The sequence below is a fragment of the Nakamurella flava genome (assembly GCF_005298075.1).
GTDB classification, from domain to species: Bacteria; Actinomycetota; Actinomycetes; order Mycobacteriales; family Nakamurellaceae; genus Nakamurella; species Nakamurella flava.
The window spans coordinates 814,696-828,975 of record NZ_SZZH01000001.1 but is presented as its reverse complement, the minus strand read 5'-3'; the positions used below and the strand labels follow the sequence as shown (position 1 = coordinate 828,975).

Genomic DNA, 14,280 nt, shown 5'->3' with positions numbered 1-14,280 from the left:
CACCGCCCGATCACCGACCGGTCGTCTGCGCCGCCGGATAATCCAGCAGTGCTGATCAGGGAGAACTTCCGCGAGTACCTCGACAAGCTGCTCACCGACGGGTACTCCGTCCGGCACGATGAGCACGGGTCAGACCCGGACCTTATCGACCCGGGCGGGAACCCGATCAAGACGTGGCGGGAGGACTATCCGTACGACGAACGGATGGACCGGGACGACTACGAGGAACAGAAATACCGGCTGCAGATCGAACTGCTGAAGTTCCAGTACTGGGCGCAGGAGACCGGCGGCAAGCACGTCATCGTGTTCGAGGGCCGGGACGCCGCCGGTAAGGGCGGCACGATCAAGCGGTTCATGGAGCACCTGAATCCGCGGGCGGCGCGGGTGGTGGCGCTGAACAAGCCGACCGAGACCGAGCGCGGTCAGTGGTACTTCCACCGGTACGTCACCCACCTGCCCACGGCTGGGGAGATCGTGCTGTTCGACCGCTCCTGGTACAACCGGGCCGGCGTCGAGCGGGTGATGGGTTTCTGCAGCGAACACGAGTACCGCATGTTCCTGCGACAGGCGCCCCTCTTCGAGGACATGCTGGTCGAGAGCGGGTTCACACTGACCAAACTCTGGTTCTCGGTGACGCAGTCCGAACAGCGCACCCGGTTCGCCATCCGGCAGATCGACCCGGTACGGCGCTGGAAGCTCTCACCGATGGACATCGAGTCCCTTGACCGGTGGGAGGCCTACACCGAGGCCAAGGAGGCCATGGTGCTGGCCACGGACACCGACCACGCCCCGTGGACGTCGATCAAGAGCAACGACAAGAAGCGGGCCCGCATCAACGCCATGCGGTTCTTCCTCTCCCAGTTCGACTACGAGGACAAGAACACCGACGTGGTCCACGCCCCCGACCCGCTCATCGTGCAGCGCGCCCGCGAGGCGATCGTCGACTGATCTCCCGACGGCCGACCGGCGGGGTCGGCGCAGTTCACACGAGGTGCTCGAACACGTCAGCCGCAGTTGGTCGTTCGCTCACCTGGGGAGGTCACCGTCCCGGTACGTGACCACAGTCCAGCCGGTACCCGTCCTGGCTCGTCCCGAGCCGACACCCGCCTACCAGGTCAGCATCACCCGCCACCGGGCCGATGTGCTCGCCGCGCAGCAGTTGCGCTTCGCGGTGTTCGCCGGCGAACTGGGGGCGCGGACCCCCGGTCCGGACGGTGTTGACCGCGACCGCTTCGACGCCGTCTGCGACCACGTGATCGTGTGGTCGGTCGACGGGTCCGACCGTCGGGCCGTCGCGACCTACCGGTTGCTGCCAGCCCGCCGCTCCACCAGCGGCCCCCGCAGCCGCGGGCTGTACACCGCGACCGAGTTCGACATCGACCCGTTGGCGGGAAACCTGCCCGACGCGGTCGAGGCCGGCCGGGCCTGCGTGCACCCGGACCACCGCAACGGTGCGGCGATCATGATGCTGTGGGCCGGCATCCTGCGCTACCTGCGCCGGGACGGCTACCGGTACCTGATCGGGTGCGCATCGGTCGACCTGACCGACGGGGGCGCGACGGCGGCCGGGTTCGCCGATCAGGCCCGCACCCGCTACCGGGCCGATCTCCCGGCCCCGTGCCGGCCGCGGGTGCCGTTCGAGCTCGAGGGGGTGGCGCGGCCGGAGCGCCTGTATCTGCCGCCGTTGCTGCGGGCCTACCTGAATCTGGGGGCGCGGGTCTGCGGCGACCCGGCCGTCGACCGTGAGTTCGGCACCGCCGACTTCCTGGTCCTGCTCGACCTGCACGCCGCGAATCCGCGCATGCTGGAACGGGTCTCGGCCGGGGACGCGGTCGTCATCGAACGCGCCCGGCGGGCCCGTCGTGACCTGGGCCAGGGGGGTGCGGCTCCCGCCCCGGCCGGAATGGTGCCTGCTGCGGACCAGCCATGAGCGCCCTGCCCTGCCGGCGGACCCGGTGCGAGCGATCGTGCGTGCAGGTCCGCCCACAGGTGCCGTGGCCGGTGGTGCTGTTGCGGGCCGGCCGGACGCTGCTGGTGCTGGTGGGCGTCGCCGTCCTGGTGCGGGTGACCTACCTGCTGCCCGCCGGCTCCCGCTGGTCCGGGTCGCGGGCGCTCAGCGCCGGCTGCCGGGCCCTGCTGTGGTCCCTGCGGGTCGAGATGCGGGAGGACGGCCCGCCGGGGCCGCGCCGCGGACTGATCGTCGCCAATCACATGTCGTGGCTGGACATCCCGGTGCTGGCCGCCGGCGGCCCCCTGGTGCCGGTAGCCAAGGTGGAGATCGCCGGCTGGCCGGTCATCGGTCCCGTCGCCCGCCGGGTGGGCGCCGTCTTCATCGATCGCCGGAGGTTGCGGTCGCTGCCCGCCACGGTGGCGTCGATGGCCGCCGCGTTGCGGGCCGGGGCCTGCGTGCAGGTCTTCCCCGAAGCGACCACCAGGTGTGGCACCGCCCTGGATCCGTTCCGTCGGGCCGCCTTCCAGGCCGCCCTCGATGCTGCTGTGCCGGTGCGACCGGTGGCGCTGGCCTACCGGGACCGGAACGGCCGGCCGACCAGCGCTGCCGCCTTCGTCGGCGATCAGACCCTGCTGTCCTCGGTGCTGACCCTGCTTCGCGGCGGACCGATCGTGGCTGAGGTCCGTTGGGCTGCGCCGCTTGTCGGCCACGAGCGGGCCGTGTCCGCGGTCGCGCGGGCGCGGTCGGCGGCTGCGGCGCAGCAGGCGGTCGCCGACCTGCTCGAGCAACCGGTCGTGACGCGGCCGCGAACCCTGACGGTCAGCGGACCACCACCGGCCCCGTGGTATGAGCCGCTGCCTGAGCACCCGGCGACGTCAGGAGGAGCGCAGGTCGATCCCCAGCAGAGCGTCCACGGCATCGGCGACGACGGACCCCTCCAAGGAGTCGTCGATCGCCCAGGCGTCGAGACGGGCCACCACCGTGGGGGTGTCGAGGTCGTCGGCGAGGGCGGACCGCATGGCCTGCAGCAGCGGCGTGGTGTCGAAGCCACGGCGATCGGCGGCCTTGCGCCACACGCCCAGCCGGATGGTCGCCTGCTCCAGCGCGTCGTCGGTCCACTCGCGGTCCTGCCGGTAGTGCCCGGTGAGCAGGGCCAGCCGCACGGCCATCGGATCGACGCCGGCTGCCCGCAGCTTGGAGGCGAACACCAGGTTGCCGCGGGATTTAGACATCTTCTCGCCGTCCAGCCCGATCATGCCGGCCTGCGTGTAGTGCTTGGCGAAAGGTCCCTCCCCCGAGAGGGTCTCACTGTGCGCGGCGGAACATTCGTGGTGCGGGAAGATCAGGTCGCTGCCGCCGCCCTGCACGTCGATCGACCAACCCAGTCGGTTGCCGGCGATCACCGCGCATTCGACGTGCCAGCCCGGGCGGCCGGCCCCCAGCGGGGACTCCCAGGAGGGTTCGCCGTCCCGGGCGGTCCGCCACAGCAGCGGATCGAGCCGGTCGTACTTGCCCTCGCGATCGGGGTCGCCACCGCGTTCCCGGGACAACGCCAACATGGTGTCGCTGTCGTAGTGCGAGACGTAGCCGAACCGCGGCGAATAGCGGAGGTCGAAGTAGATGTCCGGGTGGTCGTCGTCGGGCACCCGGTAGCCGGCGCCCTTCTCCATCAGGTCGGCCACGGCCGCGCTGATCTCGTCCATGGCCTCGACGGCGCCGATGTAGTCGCGCGGCGGGATGATGCGCAGCCATTCCATGTCGTCGCGGAAGAGCTGGATCTGCTCGGCCGCGAGGTCCCGCCAGTCGACGCCGTCCCGCTCGGCCCGCTCCAGCAGCGGATCGTCGATGTCGGTGACGTTCTGCACGTAGTGCACCTGGCGCCCGGCGTCCAACCACACCCGCTGTACCAGGTCGAACGACAGGTACGTCGCCGCGTGGCCGAGGTGGGTGGCGTCATAGGGGGTGATGCCGCAGACGTAGAGGGTGGCGGTCTCCCCCGGCGTGGTCGGGCGGACCATTTCGCTGGACGAGTCGTACAACCACAGCTGCGGTCCGGGGCCGGGCACGGACGGGATGGCGGGCGGGTTCCAGGACTGCACGGCACCAGCCTAGTTGGCGCGGCGACCGAACTCGCGACGCCGCCGTCGAGCATGCGCGGTCACCCGCCGGTGTCACGGATGCAGCGGTACCCCGGGGAGTACGTGCCGGTTGGCCCGCAGCACGGCGCCCTGCCAGGGCGTGAGGTCGGTGCCGCGGAGGTCGCCGGGCGGGGAGGACGCGGGGAACATGAGGTTGTGCCGGTCGCGGTGGTGGGGCAGGTTCAGGGCGTGCCCGAGCTCGTGGGCGAGCACCGTCTCGTCGTAGGTGTGGGCCCGCTCCGGGTCGAACAGCGCGGCCTGCACGATGACCCAGTCGGCGGTCATGCCCAGCGAGCACCCGGTGGTGCGGCCGGAGATGTCGCGGACCACGACGACGGTGACGGGGGCGCCCAGGCTGGTGGCGCCGCCGCCGGGACCCGGCGGGTCGGTGTGTCGACGGTAGGTCTCGGTGCGTCCCAGGACGTCGGCCAACAGCAGGCGCCGGTTGGCCGGGGGGTCGAGAGCGTCGGTCGGCGCGGGGTCGGGGTCGACGGTCACCCCGGTCACCCGGACGGCGATCCCGGCTTCGGCCCGCAGTACGGCGTCCGCGCGGTCCAGGGATGCCTGCACGCGTTCGACGCTGGTGACGGGCCGGCCCTGTTCGTCGGACAGCACGACGACCGCGACCCGAAGGCTTGACAGGTCGCGGCGGCGGCCGGTCAGTCGCTCGCCGGTGGTCTCGACGAGTTCGGCCGCCCCGGAGGCGAGGTCGGTGGTCGCGGCGCCGAGAGTGCGACCGAGCACCCGCGGTACGCCGAGCAGCGCCTCCCGGGCGTCGCGGAACAGACCGCCCCCCGGGCTCACAGCGGCGGCCAGGGAATGGGCGTGCGGTTGGTCGGCGGCCGCGGGAACACCGGGCGTTCCAGGAGCCGCTCGAGGCGCCGGCGGAACGCGGTCACCTCGGTGACGGTGAGCAGTTCGTCGAGCTGTTCGCCCAGGTCGGCGTCCAGCGCGGTCCGCAGGCGCCCGACCCCGTCGCGTACCTCGGCAGGCAGGTCGTCGCCGGCCCACCCCCACAGGATGGTGCGCAACTTGTTGTCCGTGTGGAAGCACAGGCCGTGGTCGACGCCGAGGATGCGTCCGTCGGGGCTGGTCAGGATGTGGGAGCCCTTGCGGTCGGCGTTGTTGACGACGACGTCGAACCCGGCCAGCCGGGCCAGCGCGGGGCGGTCGGCGTGGGCGACGACGACGTCGGAGCCGTCCATGTCGACGGCCCGCAGGACGGGCAACCACCCGGGCACCATCCGGTCGACCGGTAGCAGGTCCACGGTGTCCTCGGCGTCGTCCGGGACGGTGATCCACCGCTGGACCATGCCCTCGCCGTAGGGGCCGGGTCGCAGGATGGTCAGGGGGACGCAGTCCCACCCGGCCGCGTGCGACACCAGGTAGGCGGCGCGTTCGCGGGCCGCCAGGGTGCCGTCGGGGAAGTCCCACAGCGGCCGCTCGCCCCGGACCGGCTTGTAGACACACTCGACCGAGACCGGGCCGCCCACGGCACCGAGATCGGCGGTCGCGGTCGCCAGCAGGGTCAGGTTCGACGCATCACTGATCCGGCCCGTGACCGTCAGTTCACCCTCGGCCAACACCCGGGCGACGACGTCGTCGGACGGTTCCCCGTCCCCCGACTCCCCCCAGGTGGGCTGATCAGCCGCTCGCACCGCGGTGGTATCCGTTGAGCCGCGGGCAGATGTGACCCTCGGCGTCGAGCGGGTTGGCGCACAGCGGGCACGGTGGCCGACCGGCCTCCACGACCCGCTGGGCCTGGTCCGCGAAGTGCTGGGCCTCGCCCAGGGAGAGGAAGACCCGCAGCGCGTCGGGACCGTCCTCGCGGTCCTCCAGGACGATCTCCTCGCCGACGTCCTCCTCGGACAGGGCCAGCAACTCGACGATCACCTGCGAGCCCTCGCCGTCCCAGGCCAGGCCCATGGTGCCGACCCGGAACTCGGCGTCGACCGGGGTCGTCAGCAGCGGGTCGGTGCCGGACGGGGCGGCGGAGTCGGCGGTCGCGCCGAAGCGCTTGGCCACCTCGGTGATCAGTGAGCCGAGCCGGTCGGCGAGCACCGCGACCTGCTGCTTCTCACAGGACACCGACAGCACGCGGCGACCGTCGACCACCTGGAGGAAGAATTCGCGTTCGCCGGGCTGCCCGATGGTTCCGGCGAGGAAACGATCGGGTGAGCGGAAGACGTGGACCTGTCGTGACATGGCACCTTCGAGCTTAGGCCACCGCGGTCGCGGCGACGGGTGGTGGACGTCGGGCCGCGGATCAGCGGGTGGTCCCGCCGGGGACGGCGTCCGAACTCGATCCTGCCGCATCCGCCGCCGGGGGGGCAGGGCGCAGCCCGGTCAGGTCACCGGTGTCGTTGACCCGCTCGACGAAGGGCCGCAGATCGGTGTACCGGACGACGGACAGTGACGCCGGGGCGACGACGATCCGCTGGAACTGGTCCAGGTGCAGTCCGAGGGCGTCGGCCAGGATCGCTTTCAGCACGTCCCCGTGGCTGCAGACCAGCACCACCGGGGTGGCCGGTGCGGCCGATCGGGCCGCCGGCGGGTCGGCCTGCGGATCGGGGGCCGGGGGCAGCGGCACGGCGGCAGCGGCGACGGCGTCCCGCACGGCGGCGACCGCCCGGGCCGACATGAAGGACATGGCCTCCCCGCCCGGGAAGGCGGCGGCGGACGGGTGGCCCTGGACGACCCGCCAGAGCGGTTCGGAGACCAGGTCCTTCAGGGGCCGACCCGACCAATGGCCGTAGTCGACCTCGGCGAGCCGGTCGTCGACATCGACGGCCAGTCCGAGGCGTTCGGCCAGCGGTCCGACGGTCTCCCGGCACCGGTCCAGGGGGGAGGAGACGATGCGGGTCACCGGCAGGTCGGCCAGGCGCCCGGCCACGCTGTCCGCCTGCCCCCGTCCGTGCTCGTCGAGGTGCACCCCGGGAGTGCGGCCGGCGAGCACGCCGGCGGTGTTGGCGGTGGACCGGGCGTGCCGGAGCAGCAGGACCGTGGCCCCGGTCGTCCCGGCGGGTGCGGCGGCGTTCACGATCAGACCCCCGTCGCCGACAGGACACCGGTGGACAGCAGCACGATCAGCAGCGCGCCCAGACCTAGCCGGTACCAGACGAACCCGCGGATGGTGTGCCGGCTGACGAACCGCAGCATCCACGCCACGGTGAAGTACGCGACGACGAAGGACACCACGGTGCCGACCAGGGTCGGCCAGAGGCCCACCCCGCCCGACAACGCGTCCGGGGTCTCCAGCACGGCGGCGCCGGCGAGAGCGGGGATCCCCAGCATGTAGCCGAACCGCGCCGCGGTCACCCGGTCGACGCCGAGGATGAGGCCGGCCGAGATGGTGGCCCCGGAGCGGGACACACCGGGGACCAGGGCGAGCGCCTGGGCGCCGCCGATGAGCAGGGAGTCCTTCAGCGTCAGGTCGGTGTCCTTGCGGGTCTGGCGCGCCTTGTACTCCGCGTAGAGCATGACGAAGCTCCACAGGATCAGTCCGGCGGCCACCACCCACAGGGAGCGCAGCGGACCCTTGACCAGGTCGCGGCCGACGACGCCCACGATGACGATGGGGATCGAGCCGATGATCACCAGCCACGCCAAGCGGTAGTACGGGTCACGGCGCTGGTCGGCCGAACGGAGCCCGCGGACCCAGGCCAGGAACAGCCGCTGGATGTCCTTCCACAGGTACAGCACCAGCGCGAGGATGGCGCCGACCTGGATGACGGCGATGAACGACGTCACCGACGGGTCGTCGATCTTGATGCCCATCAGCCCCGCGACGATGGTCTGGTGACCGGTCGAGGACACGGGGAGGAACTCGGTCAGCCCCTCGACGATGCCCAGGACCAGGGCTTGGAAGATGTTCACTCACGTACTCCGGCTTGCTCGGCGGCGGCCACGACGGTGGCCAGGGTGGCGATGCGGGCCTCGAGTTCACCGTCGAAGGTCGAGACGCTCAGGGTGGTGACGCCGCTGTCGGCCAGTCGGTTGATCCCGGCAGCGATCCGATCGACCGGACCGAGCAGGCTGGTCCGGTCGAGGAAGTCGAACGGCACCGCGGCGGCGGCTCCGCCGTAGTCCCGTCGCAGGAACCGGTCCTGCACCTCGTCGGCCTCCGGTCCGAAACCCATGGCGGTCGCGGTGCGGTGGTAGAAGTTCTGTTCCCGGGACCCCATACCGCCCAGGTAGAGGGCGGCGTGACCGCGCACCCGGTCGGCGGCGACCTGCGGATCGTCGTGGACGGACACCGGTACGGACACGCAGATGTCGATGTCCCGGGGGTCACGGCCGGCGGCGCGGGCGGCGTCGGCGATGGTGGTCAGGGTGGCCGCGCCGGTGAGCGGGTCGTGGAAGATGCCGAGCCAGCCGTCGGCCAGTTTTCCGACCAGACGGAGATTCCGGGGGCCGAGCGCGGCCAGGTAGACGGGGATGTCCCGGCGGACGGGTTGCAGCGAGAGCACCAGCGACTTGCCGGGACCCTCGGGGAGCGGCAACGTGAAGTGCTCGCCGCCGGCGGTCACCCGTCGACGGGCCAGGGCCGTCCGGATGATCTGGACGTACTCGCGGGTGCGGCCGACCGGGTCGGCGAACCGCACCCCGTGCCACCCCTCGGAGACCTGCGGTCCGGAGACGCCGAGACCGAGCCGGAACCGGCCGTCGGAGACCGCGTCCAGGGTCGCGGCCGTCATGGCCGTCATCGCCGGGGTGCGGCCGGGGATCTGCAGCACGGCCGACCCGATGCCGATGGCCGTGGTCCGCGCGGCGATGGCCCCGAGGACGCTGACCGCGTCGGAGCCGTAGGCCTCGGCGACCCAGACGACGTCGAAGCCGAGGCTCTCCGCGGCCTGGGCGAGGGCGAGGTTGTCAGCCAGTTCGGCGGCGGTGGTGACGTATCCGAGACTGAGTCCCAAGCGCACGTCATGTCCCCCTTGCCGGTCGAGTCCGAGCCGACTGCACGCTACCGGGCATCGGCCCGCCTTCCGGACAGGCTCCGGCGGTGTCAGTAGGTTGGCGGTATGCAGATCCGTCCGGTCGGCCGTAGCGGCCTGTCCGTCTCCACCCTGGGCCTGGGCACGATGACCTGGGGTCGGGACACCGATTCCGACGCCGCCGCGGAGCAGTTGGAGGCGTTCGTCGGCGCCGGCGGGACGTTCGTCGACACCGCCAACGTGTACGGCGACGGCGCGGCCGAGACCATCCTCGGCACCCTGGTCCCCCGGGTCGTGCCGCGGTCCGCGGTCACCCTGGCCACCACGACGGTGGGGGTCGGCGCGGGGCGGGGTCGGTTGCTGGCCGCACTGGACGAGTCGCTCACCCGGTTGCAGACCGATCACGTCGATCTCTGGCAGGTCCACGGGCACGACGACACGGTGCCGTTGTCGGAGACGGCCGAGACCCTGCGCACCGCCGTGGATTCCGGGCGCGCGCGCTACGTGGGCCTGTCCGGCATGGCCGGTTGGCAGATCGCCGCGCTCGCCGGGTGGTTGGCCGGTCGGCACGGGGGCGCGGTCCCCCTGGTCGCGGTGGAGAACGAGTACTCGCTGGTCGAACGGTCCCCGGAGGGCACCGTCCTGCCCGCGGCCGGTTCCTTCGGTCTCGGGCTGCTGGGCTGGGCACCGTTGGGACGGGGGGTGTTGACCGGCAAGTACCGGCACGGCACGCCGGCCGATTCGCGGGGCGCCTCACCGCAGTTCAGCCGGTATGTGGGCCGGTATCGCGGTGACCGGGCCGCCCGTATCGTCGAGGCGGTGTCGACCGCGGCCGACGGGTTGGGGACCTCGCCTCTGGCGGTCGCCTGTGCCTGGGTGCGGGATCGGCCGGGAGTGGCCGGAGTGGTCGTCGGCGCCCGGGACCGCGCCCAGTTGCTCGGCTCGCTCGCCGCTTCCGATCTGGTCCTGCCGGCCACGATCCGGGCGGCCCTGGACGACGTGTCGGACGTCGACCTCGCCGACGCCTCCACCGTCCCGGCCGTCGACCCGGCCACCGGGGCGACCCCGCCGGCCGGCGCACCGGAACCGGCCGGGTGACGGCTTCACCCGCTGGGGCATCGAGCGCGGCGGCCGAGCGCGCGTTCGCCGAGTTCTGCGCGGCCGGCCTCTGGCCGGGGCTGGGCGCGACGACCGCGGCGCAGCTGACCGCGGCCGGCATCACCCGCCGCGAACAGGTCACGGTCCGGGCGCTGACGGCACTGCCACGGATGACCGAGCGCCGGGCCAACCGGCTGGTGACGTCGCTAATCGGCAACGAACACCTGCTGGGCCTGGTCGAGTTGCTGCTGCCCCTGGAGCTGCCGGCCCGCTGGGCCACCCGGCTGGCCGAAGCCCTGGAGCAGTCCGGGGTCTCGATGGACGCGGCCGAGGCGTTGCGGGCCGACCCGTGGCGGCTGCTGGCCCTGCCGGAGGTCACGGTCGCGCAGGCCGACCGGCTGGCCCGCTCCCTGGACCCGGACGCCGGCCGGCTCGACGCCCGCCGGGGGCGGGCCCTGCTGGAGTGGACCATGGCCCGCTTCGAGCGGGACGGGCACACCGTCACCTCGGGGGACGACCTGGGAACGGCGGTGCGGGCGTTCGGCGTGGACCTGCCGTCGGCCGTCGCCGCGGCCGTCAAAGCGGGGACGACGACGTCCGGGCCGGATCGCAGCTGGTTCTCCCCCACCGAACTCGCCACCGCCGAACAGGCGATCGCCGACGGACTGCGTCGCCTGATCGGCTCGGCCACACCGTGGGCGCCCACGGCCGGGTCGACCGAAGCGGCCGACGACACCGGCGACGACGCGTTGGACGAGACCCAGCGCGCCGCCGTTGATCTCGTGGCCGGGCACGGCGTCAGCGTGCTGACCGGCGGACCGGGGACGGGGAAGAGCCGCACCGTGTCGGCCGTGGTCGCCCTGGCCTACCGGCACGGCCGGAGCGTCGCACTGGCGGCGCCCACCGGCCGCGCGGCCAAGCGCCTGGAGGAGCTGGCGGGGGCCGCGGCCAGCACCGTGCACAAGCTGCTCGGTGCCCGCCCGGTGACGGACGGCGGCTCTCGCGCCGGCTTCTTCGACCACGACGCGGACAACCCGCTGGATGCCGACCTGGTCGTCGTGGACGAAGCCTCCATGCTCGACGTCCAGCTCGCCGCCGCTCTCATCTCGGCCCTGCCGGACGGGACGCATCTGCTGGTGGTGGGGGACCCGGCGCAGCTCCCGTCGATCGGCCCCGGGCAGGTGCTGGCCGATCTGCTGGCCAGCGGGGTGGTGCCGGTGACCGAGCTGGTCACGCTGTACCGGCAGAGCGAGGGCGGGAGCATCGCCCGATTGGCGACGGCCGTCCGGCAGGGCACGCTGCCGGCGGTGGACGACCCGACCCACGAGGTGGTCATCGTCCCGGCGCGCGGTGCGGCCGAGGCCGCGACCCGGGTGGTGCAGCTGATCACCGACTCGATCCCGCGGGTGTTCGGGTCTGCGCCCGATCAGACCCAGGTGGTGACCCCGGTGCACCGGGGACCGGCGGGCACCCAGGCCCTGAACAAGGCCCTCAAGGCGCAGCTCAATCCGGGGCCCGGGGCGGTGCGCGGCTTCGACAAGGGCGACCGCGTGGTGGCCACGGCCAACCACGCCGACGCCACCCCGACCGGGTACGCCAACGGCGAGGTCGGCACCGTCGTGGCCACCGGCGACAACTCGCTGCGGGTGGCGTTCAGCGGGGGCGAGTCCGAGGTGTCCGGCCGGGCGTTGGGTGAACTGCTGCACGGCTGGGCGATCACCGTGCACCGGGCGCAGGGATCGGAGTGGGAGTCGGTCGTCGCCGTCCTGCCCCCGGAGGCCGGTGCCATGCTGTCCCGCCCGCTGGTCTACACGGCGCTGACCCGGGCCAGGCGGCACCTGTCGATCGTGCACGCGGCCGGTCCGGCCGTGGCCCGCGCGGTGTCGACGATCGGGTCCCGACCGCGGCGTACCCGGTTGGTGGAGCTGTTGCAGGCCCCCTGAACGCCGCTGGCCGGCGGCGTGGGCGGGAACAGGGCGGGGTGCACACTGGTTGGACCGTTCGCCCACATCGGCCCCACCCGCCCACCCTTGACCTGTCGAGGTGACCCATCGAGACGAACGACGACTTCGAGTACCGGCCGTTGCGCATCGACCCGAGCATGTCCCGGGCGGCCGCGGCGACGATGCTGGCCGTGCGGGCCGAGTTCTCCGGCTGGGAACTGGCCCGCGTGCTCAAGTACTCCGACGGCACCCGCCGGGTGTGGTTGCGCCGCAAGCGCTCCCCCGGCCTGCTGCCCGACCTGACCCCGTGACGGTCAGCGGTTGATGCCGGTCGACTCGACGCCCTGCACGATGAACCGCTGGAGCCCGATGAAGATCAGCAACAACGGCAGGATCGAGAAGACGGCCGCCAGGAACAGCTCGTGCAGGTTGATCGTCTGGGACGTCAGGAACGTCGACAACGCGATCTGCACCGTCCAGGACGACGAGTCCTGCGCGATCACCAACGGCCACAGGAACGCGTTCCAGGATCCGATGAAGGTGATGGTCGCGACGGCAGCGACGAACCCCTTCGAGTTCGGTAGCACGATCCGCCAGAACACCCCCCAGTAGTTCAGCCCGTCGACGCGCCCGGCGTCCTCCAGTTCCCGGGGGAAGTTGAGGAAGTACTGCCGGAACAGGAAGGTCGCCAGCGCCTGGAACAGGCCGGGGACGATGAGGCCGCGCAAGCTGCTGACCCAGCCCAGGCTGGAGACGACGACGAAGGTGGGCACGAACGTCACCGCGGCCGGGATGAGCAGGGTGGCGACGATCAGCCCGGACACGACGCCCGCGTACCGGACCGGGATGCGGGCCAACCCGTAGCCGGCGAGCCCCGACAGCACGATGGTGCCCGTGGTCTGCACAACGGACACCAGCAGCGAGTTGACCAGGCTGCGCAGCATGGGCACGGCGGGGTCGGCGAACAGTTCACCGACGTTGCCCCACTGCACCTGCGTGGGCAGCAGGCGCCAGGTGGGTGCGGTGATGTCGGCGTTGGTCGACAGACCGTTGCGGACCAGCAGGTAGAACGGGACCAGGAACACCACCGCGCCGAGCAGCAGGGCGACGAAGCGCAGGGCCTGCCCGGTCCGCTGGGCCCGTCCGAGGCGGATGCCCGCCTGCGGGCGGCGGCCCGCTGCCGGGGTCCGCCGGTCCGAGTCCGTTGCCGTCATCGCCGTCCTCCCCCGCTCATTCGTTGCGTCCGAACCGCAGCAGGCGCCCCTGCAGCACGGTGAACAGTGCGATCACCAGGGCCAGCAGCACCGCGCCGGCACTGCCGTGGCCGAAGTCCTGTTGGCTGCCCAGGGCCACGTAGTAGAGGTAGACCAGTGGCGGCCGGGCGTACGGCGGGTAGGCGCCGCCGCTGCCCGCCGCGCCCGCGTTGGCCAGCAGGTTGTAAAACTCGTCGAACGCCTGGAACGCGTTGATGAGCAACAGCACCAGTACGGCCACCGACGTCGTCCGCAGCTGCGGGAAGGTGACGTACCGGAACGTCTGCCAGCCGGGGGCGGCGCCGTCGACCGCGGCTGCCTCGTAGAGCACGGTGGGGATGCGCTGCAGCCCGGCCAGGAACAGGATCATGTAGAAGCCGACCTGCAGCCACAGCCGCAAGGTGACGAGAACCAGCCAGTACCAGGGTGGTTGGGTCACCGACAGCCAGGCGATCGGTTCGATGCCGAACCAGCTGAGCACCGTGTTGACCAGACCGAACCGGACCCCGTTGAAGATCGACAGCTTCCAGATCAGCGCGGCGACCACGTACGAGCAGGCGGTGGGCAGGAAGTAGACCGACCGGAAGAACGCCTTGAACCGCCGGACCCGGTGAATCATCAGGGCCAGGCCCAGGGACGCCGCGAACGTCAGCGGCACGATGAACGCGGCGAACACGATGAACGTGCCCATGCTGGACAGGAACGCGGGGTCCGTCAGCATGTCGCGGTAGTTGCCGAAGCCCACGAAATCGGTGGGCGTCACGGTGTTCCGGGCGTCGAAGAAGCTGAGGTAGACGCTCCACAGGATCGGGATGTAGACGAAGACGGTCAGGCCGGCGACGAACGGGCCGACAAACGCCCAGAACCACAGGTTGCGGTTCTGGTCGCCCGCCAGTCGACGCCACAGCGGTGGCCGTTGGGCCACCGGCCGTGACCGGGTCGGAGCGCTCATCGGCGGCG

The 14,280-nt window shown here is 72.1% G+C and carries 14 protein-coding genes and 1 pseudogene; 6 read left to right on the top strand and 9 right to left on the bottom strand.

Going from position 1 to position 14,280, the window contains the following annotated elements:
* The first annotated feature begins 48 nt into the window (after positions 1 to 48).
* The 3 genes and pseudogenes from ppk2 to FDO65_RS23270 form a co-directional block, all read left to right on the top strand.
* A complete protein-coding gene (ppk2, locus tag FDO65_RS03755; protein ID WP_205849764.1) occupies positions 49 to 948 on the top strand; it encodes a polyphosphate kinase 2 in 900 nt (299 codons plus the stop codon).
* Positions 949 to 1,054: 106 nt separating this feature from the next.
* Positions 1,055 to 1,930, top strand: coding sequence for a GNAT family N-acetyltransferase (locus tag FDO65_RS03750; protein WP_137448098.1), 876 nt, complete (start codon positions 1,055 to 1,057; stop codon positions 1,928 to 1,930).
* Positions 1,927 to 2,460, top strand: a pseudogene (locus FDO65_RS23270) (lysophospholipid acyltransferase family protein); the annotation flags it as partial. The gene FDO65_RS03750 and the pseudogene FDO65_RS23270, both read left to right, overlap by 4 nt.
* A 366-nt stretch (positions 2,461 to 2,826) precedes the next feature.
* Here the strand turns inward: FDO65_RS23270 and mshC are convergent.
* From mshC to FDO65_RS03710, 7 genes are all read right to left on the bottom strand, one after another.
* Complete coding sequence (mshC, locus tag FDO65_RS03740) at positions 2,827 to 4,050, bottom strand: cysteine--1-D-myo-inosityl 2-amino-2-deoxy-alpha-D-glucopyranoside ligase (RefSeq protein WP_137448097.1); 1,224 nt, start codon at positions 4,048 to 4,050, stop codon at positions 2,827 to 2,829.
* Positions 4,051 to 4,122: 72 nt separating this feature from the next.
* Complete coding sequence (locus FDO65_RS03735; RefSeq protein WP_137448096.1) at positions 4,123 to 4,893, bottom strand: zinc metalloprotease; 771 nt, start codon at positions 4,891 to 4,893, stop codon at positions 4,123 to 4,125.
* Positions 4,890 to 5,675, bottom strand: coding sequence for an SCO1664 family protein (locus FDO65_RS03730; RefSeq protein ID WP_137449433.1), 786 nt, complete (start codon positions 5,673 to 5,675; stop codon positions 4,890 to 4,892). Before FDO65_RS03730 ends, FDO65_RS03735 begins: the two co-directional genes overlap by 4 nt.
* A 58-nt stretch (positions 5,676 to 5,733) precedes the next feature.
* Complete coding sequence (locus tag FDO65_RS03725) at positions 5,734 to 6,294, bottom strand: DUF3090 domain-containing protein (protein ID WP_137448095.1); 561 nt, start codon at positions 6,292 to 6,294, stop codon at positions 5,734 to 5,736.
* A gap of 61 nt (positions 6,295 to 6,355) precedes the next feature.
* Positions 6,356 to 7,129 carry a histidine phosphatase family protein gene (locus FDO65_RS03720; protein WP_137448094.1) on the bottom strand — a complete coding sequence of 258 codons (774 nt, stop codon included), beginning with the start codon at positions 7,127 to 7,129 and terminating at the stop codon, positions 6,356 to 6,358.
* Between the two features lie 2 nt (positions 7,130 to 7,131).
* On the bottom strand, positions 7,132 to 7,965 hold the full coding sequence (locus FDO65_RS03715; protein ID WP_137448093.1) for an undecaprenyl-diphosphate phosphatase: 834 nt from the start codon (positions 7,963 to 7,965) through the stop codon (positions 7,132 to 7,134).
* Entirely contained in the window at positions 7,962 to 9,014 is a 1,053-nt protein-coding gene (locus FDO65_RS03710) for an LLM class F420-dependent oxidoreductase (RefSeq protein ID WP_137448092.1), read from the bottom strand. Before FDO65_RS03710 ends, FDO65_RS03715 begins: the two co-directional genes overlap by 4 nt.
* 99 nt (positions 9,015 to 9,113) lie before the next feature.
* Between FDO65_RS03710 and FDO65_RS03705 the strand changes: the two genes are divergently transcribed.
* The 3 genes from FDO65_RS03705 to FDO65_RS03695 all read left to right on the top strand — a co-directional run bounded on the left by FDO65_RS03705 (position 9,114) and on the right by FDO65_RS03695 (position 12,378).
* On the top strand, positions 9,114 to 10,124 hold the full coding sequence (locus FDO65_RS03705) for an aldo/keto reductase (RefSeq protein ID WP_137448091.1): 1,011 nt from the start codon (positions 9,114 to 9,116) through the stop codon (positions 10,122 to 10,124).
* The gene (locus FDO65_RS03700; protein WP_137448090.1) at positions 10,121 to 12,067 is read left to right on the top strand and encodes an AAA family ATPase; all 1,947 of its coding nucleotides are present in this window, start codon (positions 10,121 to 10,123) and stop codon (positions 12,065 to 12,067) included. Before FDO65_RS03705 ends, FDO65_RS03700 begins: the two co-directional genes overlap by 4 nt.
* Before the next feature lie 107 nt (positions 12,068 to 12,174).
* Positions 12,175 to 12,378 (top strand): DUF5703 family protein, encoded by a 204-nt coding sequence (locus FDO65_RS03695; protein WP_137448089.1) that lies wholly within the window; start codon positions 12,175 to 12,177, stop codon positions 12,376 to 12,378.
* 3 nt (positions 12,379 to 12,381) lie between these two features.
* Here FDO65_RS03695 and FDO65_RS03690 read toward each other — a convergent pair whose 3' ends face one another.
* Positions 12,382 to 13,281 carry a carbohydrate ABC transporter permease gene (locus FDO65_RS03690; protein WP_137448088.1) on the bottom strand — a complete coding sequence of 300 codons (900 nt, stop codon included), beginning with the start codon at positions 13,279 to 13,281 and terminating at the stop codon, positions 12,382 to 12,384.
* 16 nt (positions 13,282 to 13,297) lie between these two features.
* A complete protein-coding gene (locus FDO65_RS03685) occupies positions 13,298 to 14,272 on the bottom strand; it encodes a carbohydrate ABC transporter permease (RefSeq protein WP_205849763.1) in 975 nt (324 codons plus the stop codon).
* Positions 14,273 to 14,280: the final 8 nt, after the last annotated feature.